This is a genomic window from Arthrobacter sp. B0427-1-12 (genome assembly GCF_059092905.1).
In genome coordinates, this window is the sequence record NZ_JBNHIC010000002.1 from 1 (window position 1) to 12,939 (window position 12,939).

The 12,939-nt window shown below is 64.9% G+C and carries 16 protein-coding genes; 9 read left to right on the plus strand and 7 right to left on the minus strand.

Going from position 1 to position 12,939, the window contains the following annotated elements:
* Positions 1-37 precede the first annotated feature (37 nt).
* From AC5RWU_RS02145 to AC5RWU_RS02160, 4 genes are all read right to left on the minus strand, one after another.
* Positions 38-574, minus strand: a complete 537-nt coding sequence (locus tag AC5RWU_RS02145) for a hypothetical protein (RefSeq protein ID WP_494031664.1) — start codon at positions 572-574, stop codon at positions 38-40.
* 204 nt (positions 575-778) lie between these two features.
* Positions 779-1,147, minus strand: a complete 369-nt coding sequence (locus AC5RWU_RS02150; RefSeq protein WP_494031663.1) for a hypothetical protein — start codon at positions 1,145-1,147, stop codon at positions 779-781.
* 22 nt (positions 1,148-1,169) lie between these two features.
* Positions 1,170-1,313, minus strand: coding sequence for a hypothetical protein (locus AC5RWU_RS02155; protein ID WP_494031662.1), 144 nt, complete (start codon positions 1,311-1,313; stop codon positions 1,170-1,172).
* Between the two features lie 88 nt (positions 1,314-1,401).
* Positions 1,402-1,722, minus strand: coding sequence for a hypothetical protein (locus AC5RWU_RS02160; RefSeq protein ID WP_494031661.1), 321 nt, complete (start codon positions 1,720-1,722; stop codon positions 1,402-1,404).
* A 175-nt stretch (positions 1,723-1,897) separates the two neighbouring features.
* Between AC5RWU_RS02160 and AC5RWU_RS02165 the strand changes: the two genes are divergently transcribed.
* Entirely contained in the window at positions 1,898-2,404 is a 507-nt protein-coding gene (locus AC5RWU_RS02165) for a hypothetical protein (RefSeq protein WP_494031660.1), read from the plus strand.
* Positions 2,405-2,621: 217 nt separating this feature from the next.
* Here the strand turns inward: AC5RWU_RS02165 and AC5RWU_RS02170 are convergent, their stop codons facing one another.
* Positions 2,622-3,401, minus strand: a complete 780-nt coding sequence (locus AC5RWU_RS02170; RefSeq protein WP_494031659.1) for a hypothetical protein — start codon at positions 3,399-3,401, stop codon at positions 2,622-2,624.
* Positions 3,402-4,885: 1,484 nt separating this feature from the next.
* Here AC5RWU_RS02170 and AC5RWU_RS02175 point away from each other — a divergent pair.
* Positions 4,886-7,837, plus strand: a complete 2,952-nt coding sequence (locus tag AC5RWU_RS02175; RefSeq protein ID WP_494031658.1) for a P-loop NTPase family protein — start codon at positions 4,886-4,888, stop codon at positions 7,835-7,837.
* On the opposite strand, the gene AC5RWU_RS02180 is transcribed toward AC5RWU_RS02175, so the two are convergent.
* Positions 7,834-8,127: a hypothetical protein gene (locus AC5RWU_RS02180; protein WP_494036884.1), complete on the minus strand. Its 294-nt coding sequence runs from the start codon at positions 8,125-8,127 to the stop codon at positions 7,834-7,836. The genes AC5RWU_RS02175 and AC5RWU_RS02180 overlap by 4 nt on opposite strands.
* Positions 8,128-8,273: 146 nt before the next feature.
* Between AC5RWU_RS02180 and AC5RWU_RS02185 the strand changes: the two genes are divergently transcribed.
* The 7 genes from AC5RWU_RS02185 to AC5RWU_RS02215 all read left to right on the plus strand — a co-directional run bounded on the left by AC5RWU_RS02185 (position 8,274) and on the right by AC5RWU_RS02215 (position 11,730).
* Positions 8,274-8,516 (plus strand): helix-turn-helix domain-containing protein, encoded by a 243-nt coding sequence (locus tag AC5RWU_RS02185; protein ID WP_494031656.1) that lies wholly within the window; start codon positions 8,274-8,276, stop codon positions 8,514-8,516.
* A complete protein-coding gene (locus AC5RWU_RS02190; RefSeq protein ID WP_494031655.1) occupies positions 8,513-9,052 on the plus strand; it encodes a hypothetical protein in 540 nt (179 codons plus the stop codon). Before AC5RWU_RS02185 ends, AC5RWU_RS02190 begins: the two co-directional genes overlap by 4 nt.
* Positions 9,049-9,540 (plus strand): hypothetical protein, encoded by a 492-nt coding sequence (locus AC5RWU_RS02195; protein WP_494031654.1) that lies wholly within the window; start codon positions 9,049-9,051, stop codon positions 9,538-9,540. The genes AC5RWU_RS02190 and AC5RWU_RS02195 overlap by 4 nt, the downstream gene beginning before the upstream one ends.
* 130 nt (positions 9,541-9,670) lie before the next feature.
* A complete protein-coding gene (locus AC5RWU_RS02200) occupies positions 9,671-10,042 on the plus strand; it encodes a hypothetical protein (protein ID WP_494031653.1) in 372 nt (123 codons plus the stop codon).
* Positions 10,043-10,445: 403 nt separating this feature from the next.
* Complete coding sequence (locus tag AC5RWU_RS02205; protein WP_494031652.1) at positions 10,446-10,853, plus strand: hypothetical protein; 408 nt, start codon at positions 10,446-10,448, stop codon at positions 10,851-10,853.
* Positions 10,854-11,119: 266 nt separating this feature from the next.
* On the plus strand, positions 11,120-11,410 hold the full coding sequence (locus tag AC5RWU_RS02210) for a thioredoxin domain-containing protein (RefSeq protein ID WP_494031651.1): 291 nt from the start codon (positions 11,120-11,122) through the stop codon (positions 11,408-11,410).
* Positions 11,411-11,412: 2 nt separating this feature from the next.
* Complete coding sequence (locus AC5RWU_RS02215) at positions 11,413-11,730, plus strand: hypothetical protein (RefSeq protein ID WP_494031650.1); 318 nt, start codon at positions 11,413-11,415, stop codon at positions 11,728-11,730.
* A 289-nt stretch (positions 11,731-12,019) separates the two neighbouring features.
* Here AC5RWU_RS02215 and AC5RWU_RS02220 read toward each other — a convergent pair whose 3' ends face one another.
* Entirely contained in the window at positions 12,020-12,817 is a 798-nt protein-coding gene (locus AC5RWU_RS02220) for a hypothetical protein (protein WP_494031649.1), read from the minus strand.
* Positions 12,818-12,939 lie beyond the last annotated feature (122 nt).

The window sequence follows — 12,939 nt, forward strand, 5'->3', positions numbered from 1 at the left end:
GCCCTGCCGGCGGCAGGGCGGACGCCGGGGGAACGGATTAGGCTTGGGATTCCAGTGCCCGCAGATCGGCGACGGCCCTGTCTCCCTCCTTCTTGAGCCGTTCGAGGTACTTGTTGGTGGAGCCGGCGCCGTTCTCCTGCAGCCAGGCCAGCTCTTCGGCTTTTAGTGCGGCGTACACGGCCTCCAGCTCGTCGGCGGTGATGCCGTTGAGGATCGTTGTGAAGCGCTCGGCCAGCTCTGCCGCGTGGCCGTGGCCCGGTGCCTGGGCGATCACGCTGCCTTCCAGGTCGCACAGCGAGATGCGGATCGTGAAGTCGTAGGACCGGAATTCGCCGTTGAGGATCCGCCCCTCGGTGACGGTCAGGCGGTCGTTGGTGATGTAGACCAGGGTGATGTTGCCCTGGTTGTCGCCGGTGATTTCCCGCGGTGCCCGGTGGCGCTCCTTGATGAGCTGGACGCGGGCGCGGACGAAGGGGTGCTCACTGTAGAGGCCGTCGGCGATGAGGATGTTGCGTCCGGCGGTTTCCTTGGCCCAGGCTTCGCGCTCTTCGGGGGTGTCGACCTGATCGATCATTTCTGCTCCTTTTGGCGTCCTGCCTTGTGACTCTAACATTACACGAAATAAATGGTTTAGGGAACACTTTTTCGTAATAATTGTCACGTTTGCGTAACATCTTTACGGAGGAGGCCGACCATTCCCGGGGGGCGTGAATACCAGTGCGGCGGCGGCATGACAATGTGGCCAGCCCTTGGGTGGACCGGCCGCACGGCGTCAGGGTCAGACGGCCAGGCGGTGTAGCGCGTCCAGGTAGGCCGGCACGGTGCGCCGGTTCGCCGCGCAGCGCACATCCAGGTAGGGCGTGGCCTCGGCAAGCATCTCCAGCACCTCCGGAGTGGCGTTCGGCGCGTGCAGCACCGCCGTGTGCAGCTCCCGGTCGGCGGCGGACCGGTGGGCGGCACTGTAGAAGACGCGGCCGGTGGCATGCGGGCTCGCAACATAGGCCGCCAGTACATCCGCCCAGCCGGCGTCCACGGCGCGGGAGGCGGTGGTCTCCAGGATTCGGGCGTCAGCACATGGGGCGGATGCAGCAGCAGCCAGGGCCTTGCGGTTCTTGGATTCGTGGGCGAGTCGTGCAGACGGTTCCACCCGTAGCCTTCGTGCATGACGGCTAGGGGAGCAGGGACGGAAAGCGGTTCCCGATATGCCGGGCGTAGCGGGCGCTCGTGCCGCCCCGCGGCAAGGCGCGGGCCTCGGCGGCGGTGGACGGGGAACAGTCGGTGTCGCACTTGGCGGGGAGGGTCTGGGGCGTCATGGTCGTCATCCTTTGCTCGGTGCAGCGGTGCGTGGAGGGTCGAGGAAGCTAGGGGAGGGGCCCTGGTGGTGGCCCCTCCCGGGGTGGATCAGGCGGCGGCGGCGAAACCGGTGACGAGGCTGTCGGCGAAGACCTTCGGCTCCAGGTCCTCATCCCTCCAGGCACCGATGATGTTGCGGTAGTCCATGCCGTACCGGTCGGAGAAGGCGCGGGCGGCGGCCTTGGCGGCCACGAGGTCAGTGCGGGCGAATTCGTTCTGTTCGTAGAGGGCGGCCTTGGTGCTGATGATGATGCGCATCAGGTCGGCTGCCGGCAGATCCCAGGCGGTCAGGTAGGCGATGTCGAAGCCGCCGAGGGACACCATGCCGTCGGTGGCGATGTCCCGGCGGATGATGGTGATGAGGTCCATTTTCGATCCTTTGCTTGTTCCTGCCTTGGTGTATATAACTATACACACAATAAAGGGTTTAGGGAAAATGTTTCCCACTTGTTCCGCGGATCGACCCGGATTTAGCTGACACTAATAATGGGTTCTTTTGGGGACAAGGGCTTGGTTTAGATTACATCTAATGTAGGGTTTGTGCGTGACTACCATCGAATCAGTCCAAGGCGCCGTCGATCTGGCGCGCCTAGCCAAGGCGCTCGGCGTCAAGATCCCGCGCGTTCATCAGTGGCTGGAAAGCGGCGCCGGCGTCGGTGCTGTCCTGCCCGCACCGGACGGGGTACTGAACACATCGTTTGTCTGGCGTGAAAAGGTGCTGCTCGCGGTCTGGGATGAGATCCTCGCCGCGCAGGCCCGCGTCGGCCGGCCGCCCGCTACGCAGGTGCCGCGTCCCATGGATCTGGCCGCCGTTGCCGCCCACCGGAGCACCACCAAGGGCGTGCCCAATGTGGCCGGCCTGCTGGATTCGGCCCTGGTCGCCGAGTATTTCGGCGTCGCCAACACGAGACTGCCCACCGTCTGGATGCAGAAAGGCCTGCTCGGTGCCGAGGCCGGCATTGTGGGCCGCGGCCGCGGATGGTCGGTCGAAACGGTTCTCGCCGCCGAGGACGCGATCCGCAACCGGCGCGCCCGCGCCAAGAGTGCCTGAGCACCGGTCTGATTCATCCCGGCGGGGATATGGAATACCGAGGCGTGCGGCTGCATGGTCAGCTTGCGGTTCGTCGTCCGCCCCGCTACGCGGCGGCGTCCCGTCAGTAGGAATAGTAGGAGGACTACTACTACTCCCGGGGCATTGAAACTCACCGGAGACGGGAAGGCCCCGCCCCGGAACGTATCCGGGGCGGGGCCTGCTTGTTCAGCCCGGGCTAGCTGGCGATGGTGCTGTTCACGCCGGCGGCTTCCAGGGCCTCGGCGATCCGGAGACGGTCCTCCACTGCGGCCAGCAGATGGCGCGGGTCCTCCGGGTCCACGGTGAAGCCGATGCCGGCCAAGGCCAGGTGTCCGGCGACGAGCGGCAGGAAATGGCCCTGTCCGCATTCGGGGCTGACGGCTGCCTTGCCGTTCTCCTGCCAGATGACAGCATGCAGGCGGCTGGGGCAGCATGTGTTGGCCGGTTCCGCAGCGTCCTGGCAGTCGGCACGGCCGGTCGTGGTCACCTCGGCGTTCTTGTCGTCCTCGGGAAGGTGGACTGTGACGTCGTGGCCCGACTCGACCAGCTCGTAGAGGACGTCGTCCAGATGCTCCAGCGGCACCAGGATGCTGGCTGCGTCCTGCCCGTCTTCGACGGGGATCCCGGAGAGTGTCAGATACCCGGCCGCGGTGATGAGCTCGACGCTCTCATCATCGCCGCTGGTGATCTCGACACAGCCCTCCGCGACCTCGACGAGCATGTGCGGGACGTGGTTCCTCTCGCGTGAGGTAGTTGCGGCTGTGAGGTACTGTGCACCAGTCTGCAGTGCCTGGCTCAGGCGGCGGGTAACCTCGGCCCGGCGGTTCTCCAGGGTCTGCTCCAGGATCGGCCGGCGGGTGGCCTTGTAATCCTCTGGGATGGTGTGCAGAGCGGCCCGGAGGCGGGCGGTTTCGCCGTCGCGCTTCAGGGTCAGCTCGAGAGCGTGCTGGGGCATGGTGGTGGTGGCGGTAGTCATGCGGTCTTCCTTCTGTTCGATGTCGCTGTTCGTGTTGCTGGATGGAACTCCCCGGCGGTCGGTGCCGGGGTGCGGGCCTGTCGCTGAGGCCTGCAACTGTTATCTATGCGGCCCGATCGCCGACGGGCGTAATGGGACGAGAAACTCAGAGGCGCCAGTCGCGGGCGTAGTCGGTCTCCACGACGCCGGGGCTGTGCCGTTGCACCCGGCCCAGGAGGCTGTCCTCATCGCGGGTCAGGATGAAGTCGGCACTGACGCGGCCGCGGATGCCGGGGGAGAGCTCTATGACGATCAGGTCGGCGGCCGTCCAGTCCTCGACCCGGTAGCTGAACCGCTGCTCCAGCAGTTGCAGGTGCAGGCCCGAGGCGTCGGCGCGGTAGGCGGTGTTCTTCAGCCAGTGCAGAACTCCGGCGGTGTCGCGGATGCGCTGGACGGTCAGCCGGCCCGGGTGCGATCAGCTGGCTTGGTCCCACCGGTAGACCTCGAAGACCAGGCGGGAGTAGGGAGGCCTTGGCGCCGGTCCAGGATAAGCGCAGTCTCGCGGACTCGATCTGCACATCCAGGTAGCGGCTCTCTTTCCGGCAGCCTCAGCCCGTGCCTCCGCGGAGCACATGCAGGTGGGGCAATGCTTCGGTCCATCGGTGCTCATCAGCAATTTGCTCGCGCCCAAGGCTCCGTGCTGTCCAGAACGATGCCGTGGAGCAAGACGAAGGCCGGCTGTCTCTCGGAGGAGAGTCAGCCGGCCTTCGAGCACAAGAAACCCAACGAAGCAACCGTATTGCGTTGCCTTTGAATAATGCAAATAAGACTCACTATTATTTAGCGCAGCAGCCTGATGGAGCGGGGATGCCTCGTTCCGGCAGTTCCGCCTTCCCTCGATGCAGGCAGAGTGGGGGAAGCAGGGATGTACATGATGGGCTCCTGGAGTTCAGGAACTGCGACGGTCCGATTACTCCAGTTCCGCCAATGTTCCGATACCTGGAACAAAGAATCCGCGCCGTTACAGGGATCCGCGGCAGTGTTCCGGTTGTTCCGGGTTTTCCCATGTCTGAGAGGTATAGGGGGAAGGCATGCATAGTGAGAGGCCAGGGTGGGGGAACTAAGTATGTGTTTGACCTATAAGGAAAAGAGCTGGGAAAACATGGAACAACTGGAACAAGCTTCCTTTTAGATAGACGGCCTACCACAACTCCCCTTTATTACGCGGTTTTTGCTCACCGACCCCATGTTCCGGCTTTTGTTCCAGCCTGTTCCGGATTCTTCGCCTTGTTCCGGTTTCTCCGGACCGGGCGCCGTGTTCTGCTCGATATTGCATGATGCAAATCTCTCACCTAATGTTGTTCATGCAGCCCCGTGGCCTTTACCGACAGCACCGCCCCGTCCGCCGGGGACACCCGCCGCCGGATTCTACGCATAGGAGATAGGGGAACCGCCCAACAGGTTCCGCCCAACACCAGCAGACGAGTTCCACGGAGGAATCAGAAATGCGCAAGGCCACCCCCACGACCGCCCCGGCTGCCGAGAACGACTTCGACTTCATGCCGGACGATGCCTTCGATCCGGCCGACCTGGAGGACTACGCCCCGGACGCCGAAGAGTATGTCTTCGATCCGGACCTGGGCCATGCCGGACACGAAGTCACCATGGCGTCGGCCGTCACCGCCCCGTCCGCAGCATTCGGGACGTCCGGACCCGTCCAGGCGCCGGACGCCCCGGAATACACCGGCGGTTCCGCCTTCGGCCGCACCCTCACCGACGGCCATGTGGATTACCTGAAGACCGAAGGCATTTCCCGCGAAGCCGCCGAAGCGCAGGGCGCCTTCTCCGTCGCTAGGAAGGCCGAAATGCCCAAGGAACTGCAGTTCGCTTGGGACGGCCCGGGGATCATCTTCGTCCACCACCGCGTCGACGGGTCCCAGGTGCCGCAGTACCGCCCGGACGAACCGACCCGCACGAACGAAAAGGGCAAGCCCCTCAAGTACGTCCTGCCGAAGGGCTGCGGGAACCTGCCCTACATCAGCCCTCTGCAGGAGCATCTCCGGCGCACCGCGAAGGTCATCTGGGTCATCGAAGGAACCAAGGGTCTTCTGTCCGTCCTGACGGCGCTGATCGAAGCCGGCCGCCTGGATGAAGTCCTTCTGGTCTCCGTGACCGGCGTCTGGGGCGGCCGTGAAGACGGCGTCCTGGCCAGGGACTTCAATAAGCTGATCGCACCCGGCGCGCAGATCGTGGCCTTCTTCGACGGTGACACCGCGACCAACGCTGATGTGCACACGGCCGCGGAAAAGTTCCAGGGCGGCATCGAGGACACCTTCGGCGACACCGGCGTGGCGGTGAAGTTCGCCAAGCTGCGGGGCAACTCCGGTTCCGCCGGCGTTTCGGACTGGCTGGGCACGCTGGAAGAATTCGAGCCGGCCGAGCGCGCACGAAAGATCTTCCACGTCGCCGGGCTGGCTTCGGAGAAGCTGGGGCGCAAACCGGCCGCGAAGAAGAAGACAGCCCCGGTCCGCACCGGTGCCGACGGCGCCTCAGCCATGTCCTCCGTCTCCGGCGTGAAGGTCTTCTGGAATGAAGGGGTCATCGCCCGGACCTTCATCGACGAGGCCGGAAGGGAAAAAGTCGGCGAGGTCTTCGTGGACGCGGCGATCAAGCTGACCGCCATCCACGAGGTGTTCGACGACCTGGCCAAGAACACCGTCCGCGTCGGCGAGTTCGACCTGATGGTTAAGGTCGGCGGCATGGAATACCCGCTGCACAAGGTTGACGCCGAGAAGATCAACAATCCGCGCTACATCCTCTCCCAGGTGCCGCACGCGGCCGGTGAGCGGGCCACGGTCCGCCCGCGCAGCGGTGAGGAGATCGGCGAGGCCATCCGCGCATCCGGCGGCCTGGACGAGATCCCGGTGATCCGCCGCCTCACCCGCTGCGGCTGGTACGGCCGCATGGAGGTCGGCGCCAACGGGGAACAGAAGATGGTCTGGCGCTACGTCGCCGGCAACATGGCCATCGGCCCGGACGACTCCGTCACGGACCTGGTCTGCGAAGTCGCAGAGGACACCTTCGACGGATACGAAGTCGTGGACCCCCACGAGGTACCGGTGGAGGACACCTGCGAGGCCATCCGCGAGTACCTGCGCTTCGGCGACACGATGCTGGTGGACAAGACCCCCTGGCTCATCGGAACCGGCTACATGTACGGAACCGGCGCCGGCCTCAAGGATCAGGGTGGCATGATCCTGGTCGGCGAACCCGGCTCCGGCAAGACGGAGATCGTCCTGGGCCTGGCCGCCAACCAGTTCCCCGGGCGGCCGCGCATGGCCAACTTCGAAGGCACGGAAAACTTCATCGCCTCCGTGGGAGCCGGGGTGGATGGCGCCACGTGCTTCCTGGACGACCTGCGCAACCGGGCCAATGGCAACCACCGCTCCCTCGAGGTCCAGAACGGCGCCTTCGAGGCGGTCATGAGGATGATGTACGGCGGGGACCAGTACAAGAAGGGCCGCCAGTACGTCGACAAGGTCCGCGACGAAATCCGCTCCCGTGAGAAGAAGCGCAACAACCCGTCCTTCATGATCACCGCCGAGCCCGGCGCCCTGCCCGAGGGTGTGAACCCGGACGGGACTGCCAACTCCAACATGGAACGCGGTCTGTTCATCACGGTGACGGAGGAGTCCACCTTCATCCCCGGCGGCGCGGATGCCCTGGAGGCCATGGGCCGGGAGGGTCTCCAGCACCTGGCCTGGGTCGGATACCTCAAGTGGATCGCCCGCGAAATGCAGTCCAAGAAGCGTGACGGGATGGGCGCCTGGATGGACTACATGCGCACCCTCCACAACCGCACCCGGGAATCCCTGCAGGACCTGTTCCCCGGCATCCCGAAGACCCGCCCCTACAAGGTCGCCGCCGGCGCCCTGGTCGGATACCACCTGTTCCTCCAGTACGCCATGGACATGGGCGCCATCGACAACGCCGGTTACCAGATGCGGCTGCGGGAGATGCGCCAGATCGTCGGCGAGGCAATGATCAAGTGCTGGGAGACTTTCCAGGGCGGCTCCGGCAAACGCACCGCGCTGGAAATGCTGGTCGGATCGGTCTTCTCCCACGAGTACTTCATCCAGGGCCTCTCCGGCTCGCAGGCCGAACGGACCCGCATGGGCTGGACCGGTACCGTCCGCACCGATGAGGGCGTCATCGACGTCATCAACGTACTGCCCGGCATCGCGGAGAAGGTCACCGGCCTGAAGGGCAAGGCCCTGGGCCAGGCGCTCAAGGCTCACCTGCTGCCGGGCAAAGACTCCCCGTACATGCGCAAGGCCCGCGACAAGGACCTGGGCGGGGTGTCCGTCTACGCGATTCGGATGGACTCCTGGGGCGCCAGCGTGACCCCGTACAGCGAGGACGACGCCGAGTTGGAGGCCCTGCCCGCGGCCGCCTAACGGGGCCGGCCGAAGGCATGGAAGACCGCTCCCCGCGTCATCCCGAGGAGCGGTCCCAGCTCTTCGCCGTGGACCTTCACGGCCGGGACGCCCTGGTCTTTCCGGTCGGCGGTGTACTCATCGACCGCCTGGCGGGCCAGGGCATCCGTGAGGGCCTTGAACCGCTCTTGCGCCGCCAGGTACAGGGCCGGGGCCAGCTGGCCGTCGTGGAGGGCTTCCTGACCGTCCTGGCGGGCCTGTTCCTCCAGGCGCACGATCTGTTCCCGGAGGCGCTCCACGAGGGCTTCCACGGGCCCGTCCACAAGGTTTGTGATCCAAGCCGGTTGAGGGTGTCGCTTAGGTGCCATGCGGATGAGCCTACCGCCCCGTCAAGTCGAAAAATCGCAGGAACCAACAAGAAATTGCATGATGCAAATACATGGTGCATACTAATTGCATGATGCAAATCCGAGAAGCCGCCGAACCGGCCGTCAGCCCGCTGCTGACCGTCCAGGAAGCCGCCGCGTTCCTGGGCATTTCCTACAACAACCTTCGCGGCGCCATCGACCGAGGTGAATTCGTCCTCGAGCCGGTCCGCCTCACCCGGTCCGACCGGGGGAAGCGCTACTTCCGCCGGACCGAACTGGAATCCCTCATCAACCCGCACGAAACCCAACATCCACGGAGGAAAAAACCATGAACGCCAAGCCCAACACCACCGCCCCGCCCATCGTCGCCACCGCGGAAGGACTGCCGACCCGCGCCGGCGCCGTCGAAGACCTGCGGAACGTGCTCACCGCCGCGACCACCGTCGACCTGGTCCGCAAGGCCAGCGGGGGCCCCAAGGCCATGCTGTACGCGAACCTGGTCACCGTGGTCATGTCCTTCCACTTCGCCGCCGGCTCCATGGCTTACCGGGCCGCAGCCATGATCCTGCTGCCCGCCGCCCACCGCGGCGCCAAGGAAACCGGCATCAGGACAACCGACCTGGCCCGGCTCGAACGGCGGGTCCGCCAGGCCTGGGAGGAGGCCTCCAGGGAAGCCACCCTCGAGGAGCTGAACGAATTCCACACCGCCAGCGACGGGGACGGTGGACCGCACACCCCGCGGGCCGCAGCAGCTTCAACACAGCCACCGGCGAAGCCGAACACCGGCGCGGCCCGGCCTTCCGCTACCGCCCCGCCAACTGACCATCCACCCGCACGAAACCCAACCCAAGTAAGGAACCTGCCATGAACGCCGTCACCACCACGAAGACCCCGGCCATCCGCATCCGCCATATCGACCGGCTTATGGAAGGCGTCCGGGACGCCTACCTGGCCATCTATACCGAAGAGGAGTGGGCCCGCTACGCCGTGGACAACAACTATTGCAGCCAGGACATGCAGGACGACGGCACCGACCGGGGGATCCGGGGGGCGGTCCGCTGGACCGAAGGCCATAAGGCCGTCACGTTCCGCCTGGCGCACACGCTGCGCGGCTGGAACGTCAACGCGACGGCGCTGGAAGGGGCTGACGCCATCCGGCGCGGGGCCATCGCCTTCGGTGCACCGTCCGGCGCGGAATCGTTCGCAGCCGAGGCAGTAAGTCACCACGTCAATGAGGACGCGTGCGAGTCCTATTCACGGGCTCAACCGATCGACTACTTCTTCAACAATGTCCGCGCCGCCATGGAAGCGGCCCTGGACGCGGGCGTCCTTTATACCCGGACCACTTCCCGCTGAATCAGTCCCACCCACACGAACCCCAACAGTAAGGAACCCGCCATGAACGCCGTCATCACCGCCCCGTCCGCCCCCGTCATCGTCGAAGGAACCACCACTACAACCGCCGGCCTCGTCTCCGACGTCACCGGTGCCGCCCCGGCCGACCGCTACGGGAGGCTCCGACCGCTACGGGAGGCTGGCCGTTATCGTCGCCTCCGAGGCCTTCGACACCGGCTCGATCGCCCACCGGGCCGCGGCCATCATCCTGCTGCCCGTCCTCTACGCCGCTGCCAGGGAGACCGGTGCCGACACCGCGAACCTGCGGTTCATCGAACGGCTGATCCTACGGGCCTGGCGCGAGTCCGCTCCGGACACCACGGTGGAGGACCTGAACGCCGCCCACACCGCCGGGGACGGCGGCCGCTGGATCCGGACACCCCGGTCCCTCACGTCCTTCAAGGACGGTGGCGTCCAGGTCACGGACTACTCCGTCTTCCGCTACCGCACCGCCGCCAACTGACCAACCCGTCCGGCCCGTCATCCCGGCTGGCCGGACACCCACCCTGCAAGAAACCCAACAGGCAAGGAACCACCCATCATGCCCCAGATCGCCCCATTTGAGATCCTCACCATCTCTAACACGGACGGCAGTGTCCTCGTCCGCTTCCGCGACGGCCTGGACCATCGCATCGTGACCGCCATCGACGCCGGCCTGGTCCGCACCGGCGGCCGGATCGACGGCTACGCCGTCACCTACGAGGCCTACGAGGAAGACCCGGAAAACCTGGCCTGGCTGCTGGAGAACGCCGAGTACTCCGGCCAGCTGGCCTTCCGGGCAGCCCTGCCTCCGGCGCCTCCCTGGCGAAGGCCGGGGCCGCATCCCGCCGCGCCGTCAAGGAATACAACAAGGCCAAGGCCGCTCGATGAACCGCCGCCATGTCCACGCCGAACCAACCATCACCCTGAACCCGAAGGAGACCACTACCATGCCCCGCCACGCCCTCACGACCGCCGAAATCGTCGCCCGTATTGTTGCCCGCTCCGCAGCCCAGGCCATCGAGGCCCGCCAGGCCAGTGAACGTAACGCCGCCCTGATCCGACATCTGGCCAGCACCGGCCTGCATAATCCTGACCCGGCGGCCCGGGCCGCCTATGAGGCCCGGCTGCGCAAGGCCCACGGTCTGCCGCCCGCCCAGGAAGACCGCGTGTTCCAAAGCCTGCGGGGCATGCTGGCTGACATTGACAAGCCGGACCTTCCAGCCGCCGTGAACGCCTTGCCGGCCAGTGCAGCCCGTCCGGCCCTGCGTCTGATTCAGGGTGGCCGGGCATGATGACCGCTGAAGACCTGGGCATTGAGCCGGTGGCCCAACCTTGTAGCGGCAGTCAGGAAGTGTCGTGCCACTCCCTGCTTTTCCGCGCAGTTCCGACCGCGGCATAGACCATCGTCCGTCCGTCCGGCCGAATCGGGATCTGAACGCCCGTCGAAGCGTTCCCGTCCGCCACATTCCGGCTCCGTTGCCCATGCCGACAAGTACGCGGGGCCTTTTCGAGGGCCACCCATAAAACGAATCCCCACCAGCACCGAAAGAGGTAACCTATGTCCGACACCTCAACCATTTCCCTGACCGTCTACGGCAAGCCCGCCTGCGTCCAGTGCACCGCCACCGAGCGCGACCTCAGCAGGCGGGCCGTGGCCTACAACCACGAAGACGCCACCGCCCAGGCTAGCCGGGCCATCTACGCCCCCTTGGGCCACATGCAGGCCCCGGTGTGCATCGTCCGCGATGCTGCCGGCAACATCGTTGATCACTGGTCCGGGTACCGTCCCGACCGGATCGCCGTCTGGGCGCCGCAGCTGCCGCTGCTGGACGTGCCGGCGGCCGCCTGACCATGCGCTTCGAGGCCAGGATCCCGGGCAACAGCGCCCGCCGCGGCTACGACGCCGACCGGCACCGGCGCACGGTCCGGATGCGCCTCGACGGCACCTTCGCTCACCGTCTCGGGGAGTTCCGTGGGCACGGCCTGACCGTGGCCGCGGAGCTCCCCAGGGGCGGCTTCATTCTCACCGGGCCGTTCACCCCGGCCCTGCACCGGCGGCTGACCTTCTGCTTCGGTTTCCCGTCCCAGATGGAATTGGACAGCCTCAAGGCCGCTGCCCGCCGCCACCTGAAAGGACCCCGGCATGCCACCGGTTCCGGGCTGAGCTAGCTCTAGCCGCCTGACCGCTGTGAGGTAAACCTACCTGATTACGAACAGCGACTCGATCTGCAGCGGCAGCACACCGGGTCGGATGAGCACGGCGCGAATTGTTCGTGTTCAGGACGTCTGCCCGTGTAGACGAGCCATCCTCGTGCCGAAGGTCCCCGATGCGGCGCTGGTACCAATGCCCCCAGAACACACTTCCCGGTTTTAGGACCTCCACCGCCCGATTGGAGGAGTAGTCGGCTTACATGAGAGCGCGCATGCCTTTCAATCCGACTCGCTACTCAATCGCACGTTAATCCGGTACGGCATTGAGCAAGGGGGCACATAGTAAGTCTGCGACAAAGAGTTCGAGATAGGCTCCTGCAACATTGACCTCGTTCAGGTCTAGGCCAATCGAGCTCCCGTGCACGATTTTACTGCGCAGCGTGTAGCAATTTTGAAAGAACACCGCCGGCTCCAAGCCTTGGTACTTGCGCCCTGAGAGGACTGTGGATGCAAGTTCCTTTCCTGCCTGTCCCACTGACTGCTTTTTCATCTGCCGCAAGGAGCCGGTGAGCGAAGCTTTCAGTTCTTCAGGAACTGCAGCAGAAGCTAGTTGTTCGTTGAATTGATTTATTAGCTGGACTACTTCCGTAGGGTGAGTTCGCTGGATGATGAGCGTTTCCACAGCCATCATCAGTGTCACTAACCGTGATGTGAACGATGCCGACGAAAATGACATGCCAAAGAGGTCAAAAGCTATGCGATGGGCGGGGGGCTGGACAAGATTCTTGGCCCTAGCAGCCTGCACGGCGGTGACAATTCTGGCTGGGTCTTTATTCACGACGGCGGCCGCGCTCCACCGCGAAAAGTAAGGTGGAGGATCTGTTTGATAGATGATTTTTCCAGGCCCGTCCTTAAGGATCGGCCGGCCTTCGCACATACCAAGGGGTCTTCCTGCATCCGGCGAAGGAATATCGAATTCTGCTCCTACATATCGTCTGGCCAGTCCAATTTGAAGATATGACGTCCATTTCTCAGCCGCCTGTGCCGCTTCATTACGGTTCGCGAAACCCACCCCCTTGAGGGCAAGGTCTGCGGCATCGCTCATTGACGATCCGTCCAGGGTAGTAATGAAGACGGATTGTGAAGAATCTACCTGCGAAGCCAAGACAAGTTCATTTTTCTCTTCGGCGATCCGGACCCTGTCCCCAAGGTGAAAACGCTCCCGAA

Excerpts from the sequence above, each read along its gene's own strand:
- AC5RWU_RS02175 (WP_494031658.1), top strand. The coding sequence starts at position 4,886 with ATGCGCAAGGCCACCCCCACGACCGCCCCGGCTGCCGAGAACGACTTC.
- AC5RWU_RS02205 (WP_494031652.1), top strand. The coding sequence starts at position 10,446 with ATGAACCGCCGCCATGTCCACGCCGAACCAACCATCACCCTGAACCCG.
- AC5RWU_RS02195 (WP_494031654.1), top strand. The coding sequence starts at position 9,049 with ATGAACGCCGTCACCACCACGAAGACCCCGGCCATCCGCATCCGCCAT.
- AC5RWU_RS02145 (WP_494031664.1), bottom strand. The coding sequence starts at position 574 with ATGATCGATCAGGTCGACACCCCCGAAGAGCGCGAAGCCTGGGCCAAG.
- AC5RWU_RS02220 (WP_494031649.1), bottom strand. The coding sequence starts at position 12,817 with ATGAGCGATGCCGCAGACCTTGCCCTCAAGGGGGTGGGTTTCGCGAAC.
- AC5RWU_RS02215 (WP_494031650.1), top strand. The coding sequence starts at position 11,413 with ATGCGCTTCGAGGCCAGGATCCCGGGCAACAGCGCCCGCCGCGGCTAC.
- AC5RWU_RS02210 (WP_494031651.1), top strand. The coding sequence starts at position 11,120 with ATGTCCGACACCTCAACCATTTCCCTGACCGTCTACGGCAAGCCCGCC.
- AC5RWU_RS02155 (WP_494031662.1), bottom strand. The coding sequence starts at position 1,313 with ATGACGCCCCAGACCCTCCCCGCCAAGTGCGACACCGACTGTTCCCCG.
- AC5RWU_RS02170 (WP_494031659.1), bottom strand. The coding sequence starts at position 3,401 with ATGACTACCGCCACCACCACCATGCCCCAGCACGCTCTCGAGCTGACC.
- AC5RWU_RS02185 (WP_494031656.1), top strand. The coding sequence starts at position 8,274 with ATGATGCAAATCCGAGAAGCCGCCGAACCGGCCGTCAGCCCGCTGCTG.
- AC5RWU_RS02160 (WP_494031661.1), bottom strand. The coding sequence starts at position 1,722 with ATGGACCTCATCACCATCATCCGCCGGGACATCGCCACCGACGGCATG.
- AC5RWU_RS02190 (WP_494031655.1), top strand. The coding sequence starts at position 8,513 with ATGAACGCCAAGCCCAACACCACCGCCCCGCCCATCGTCGCCACCGCG.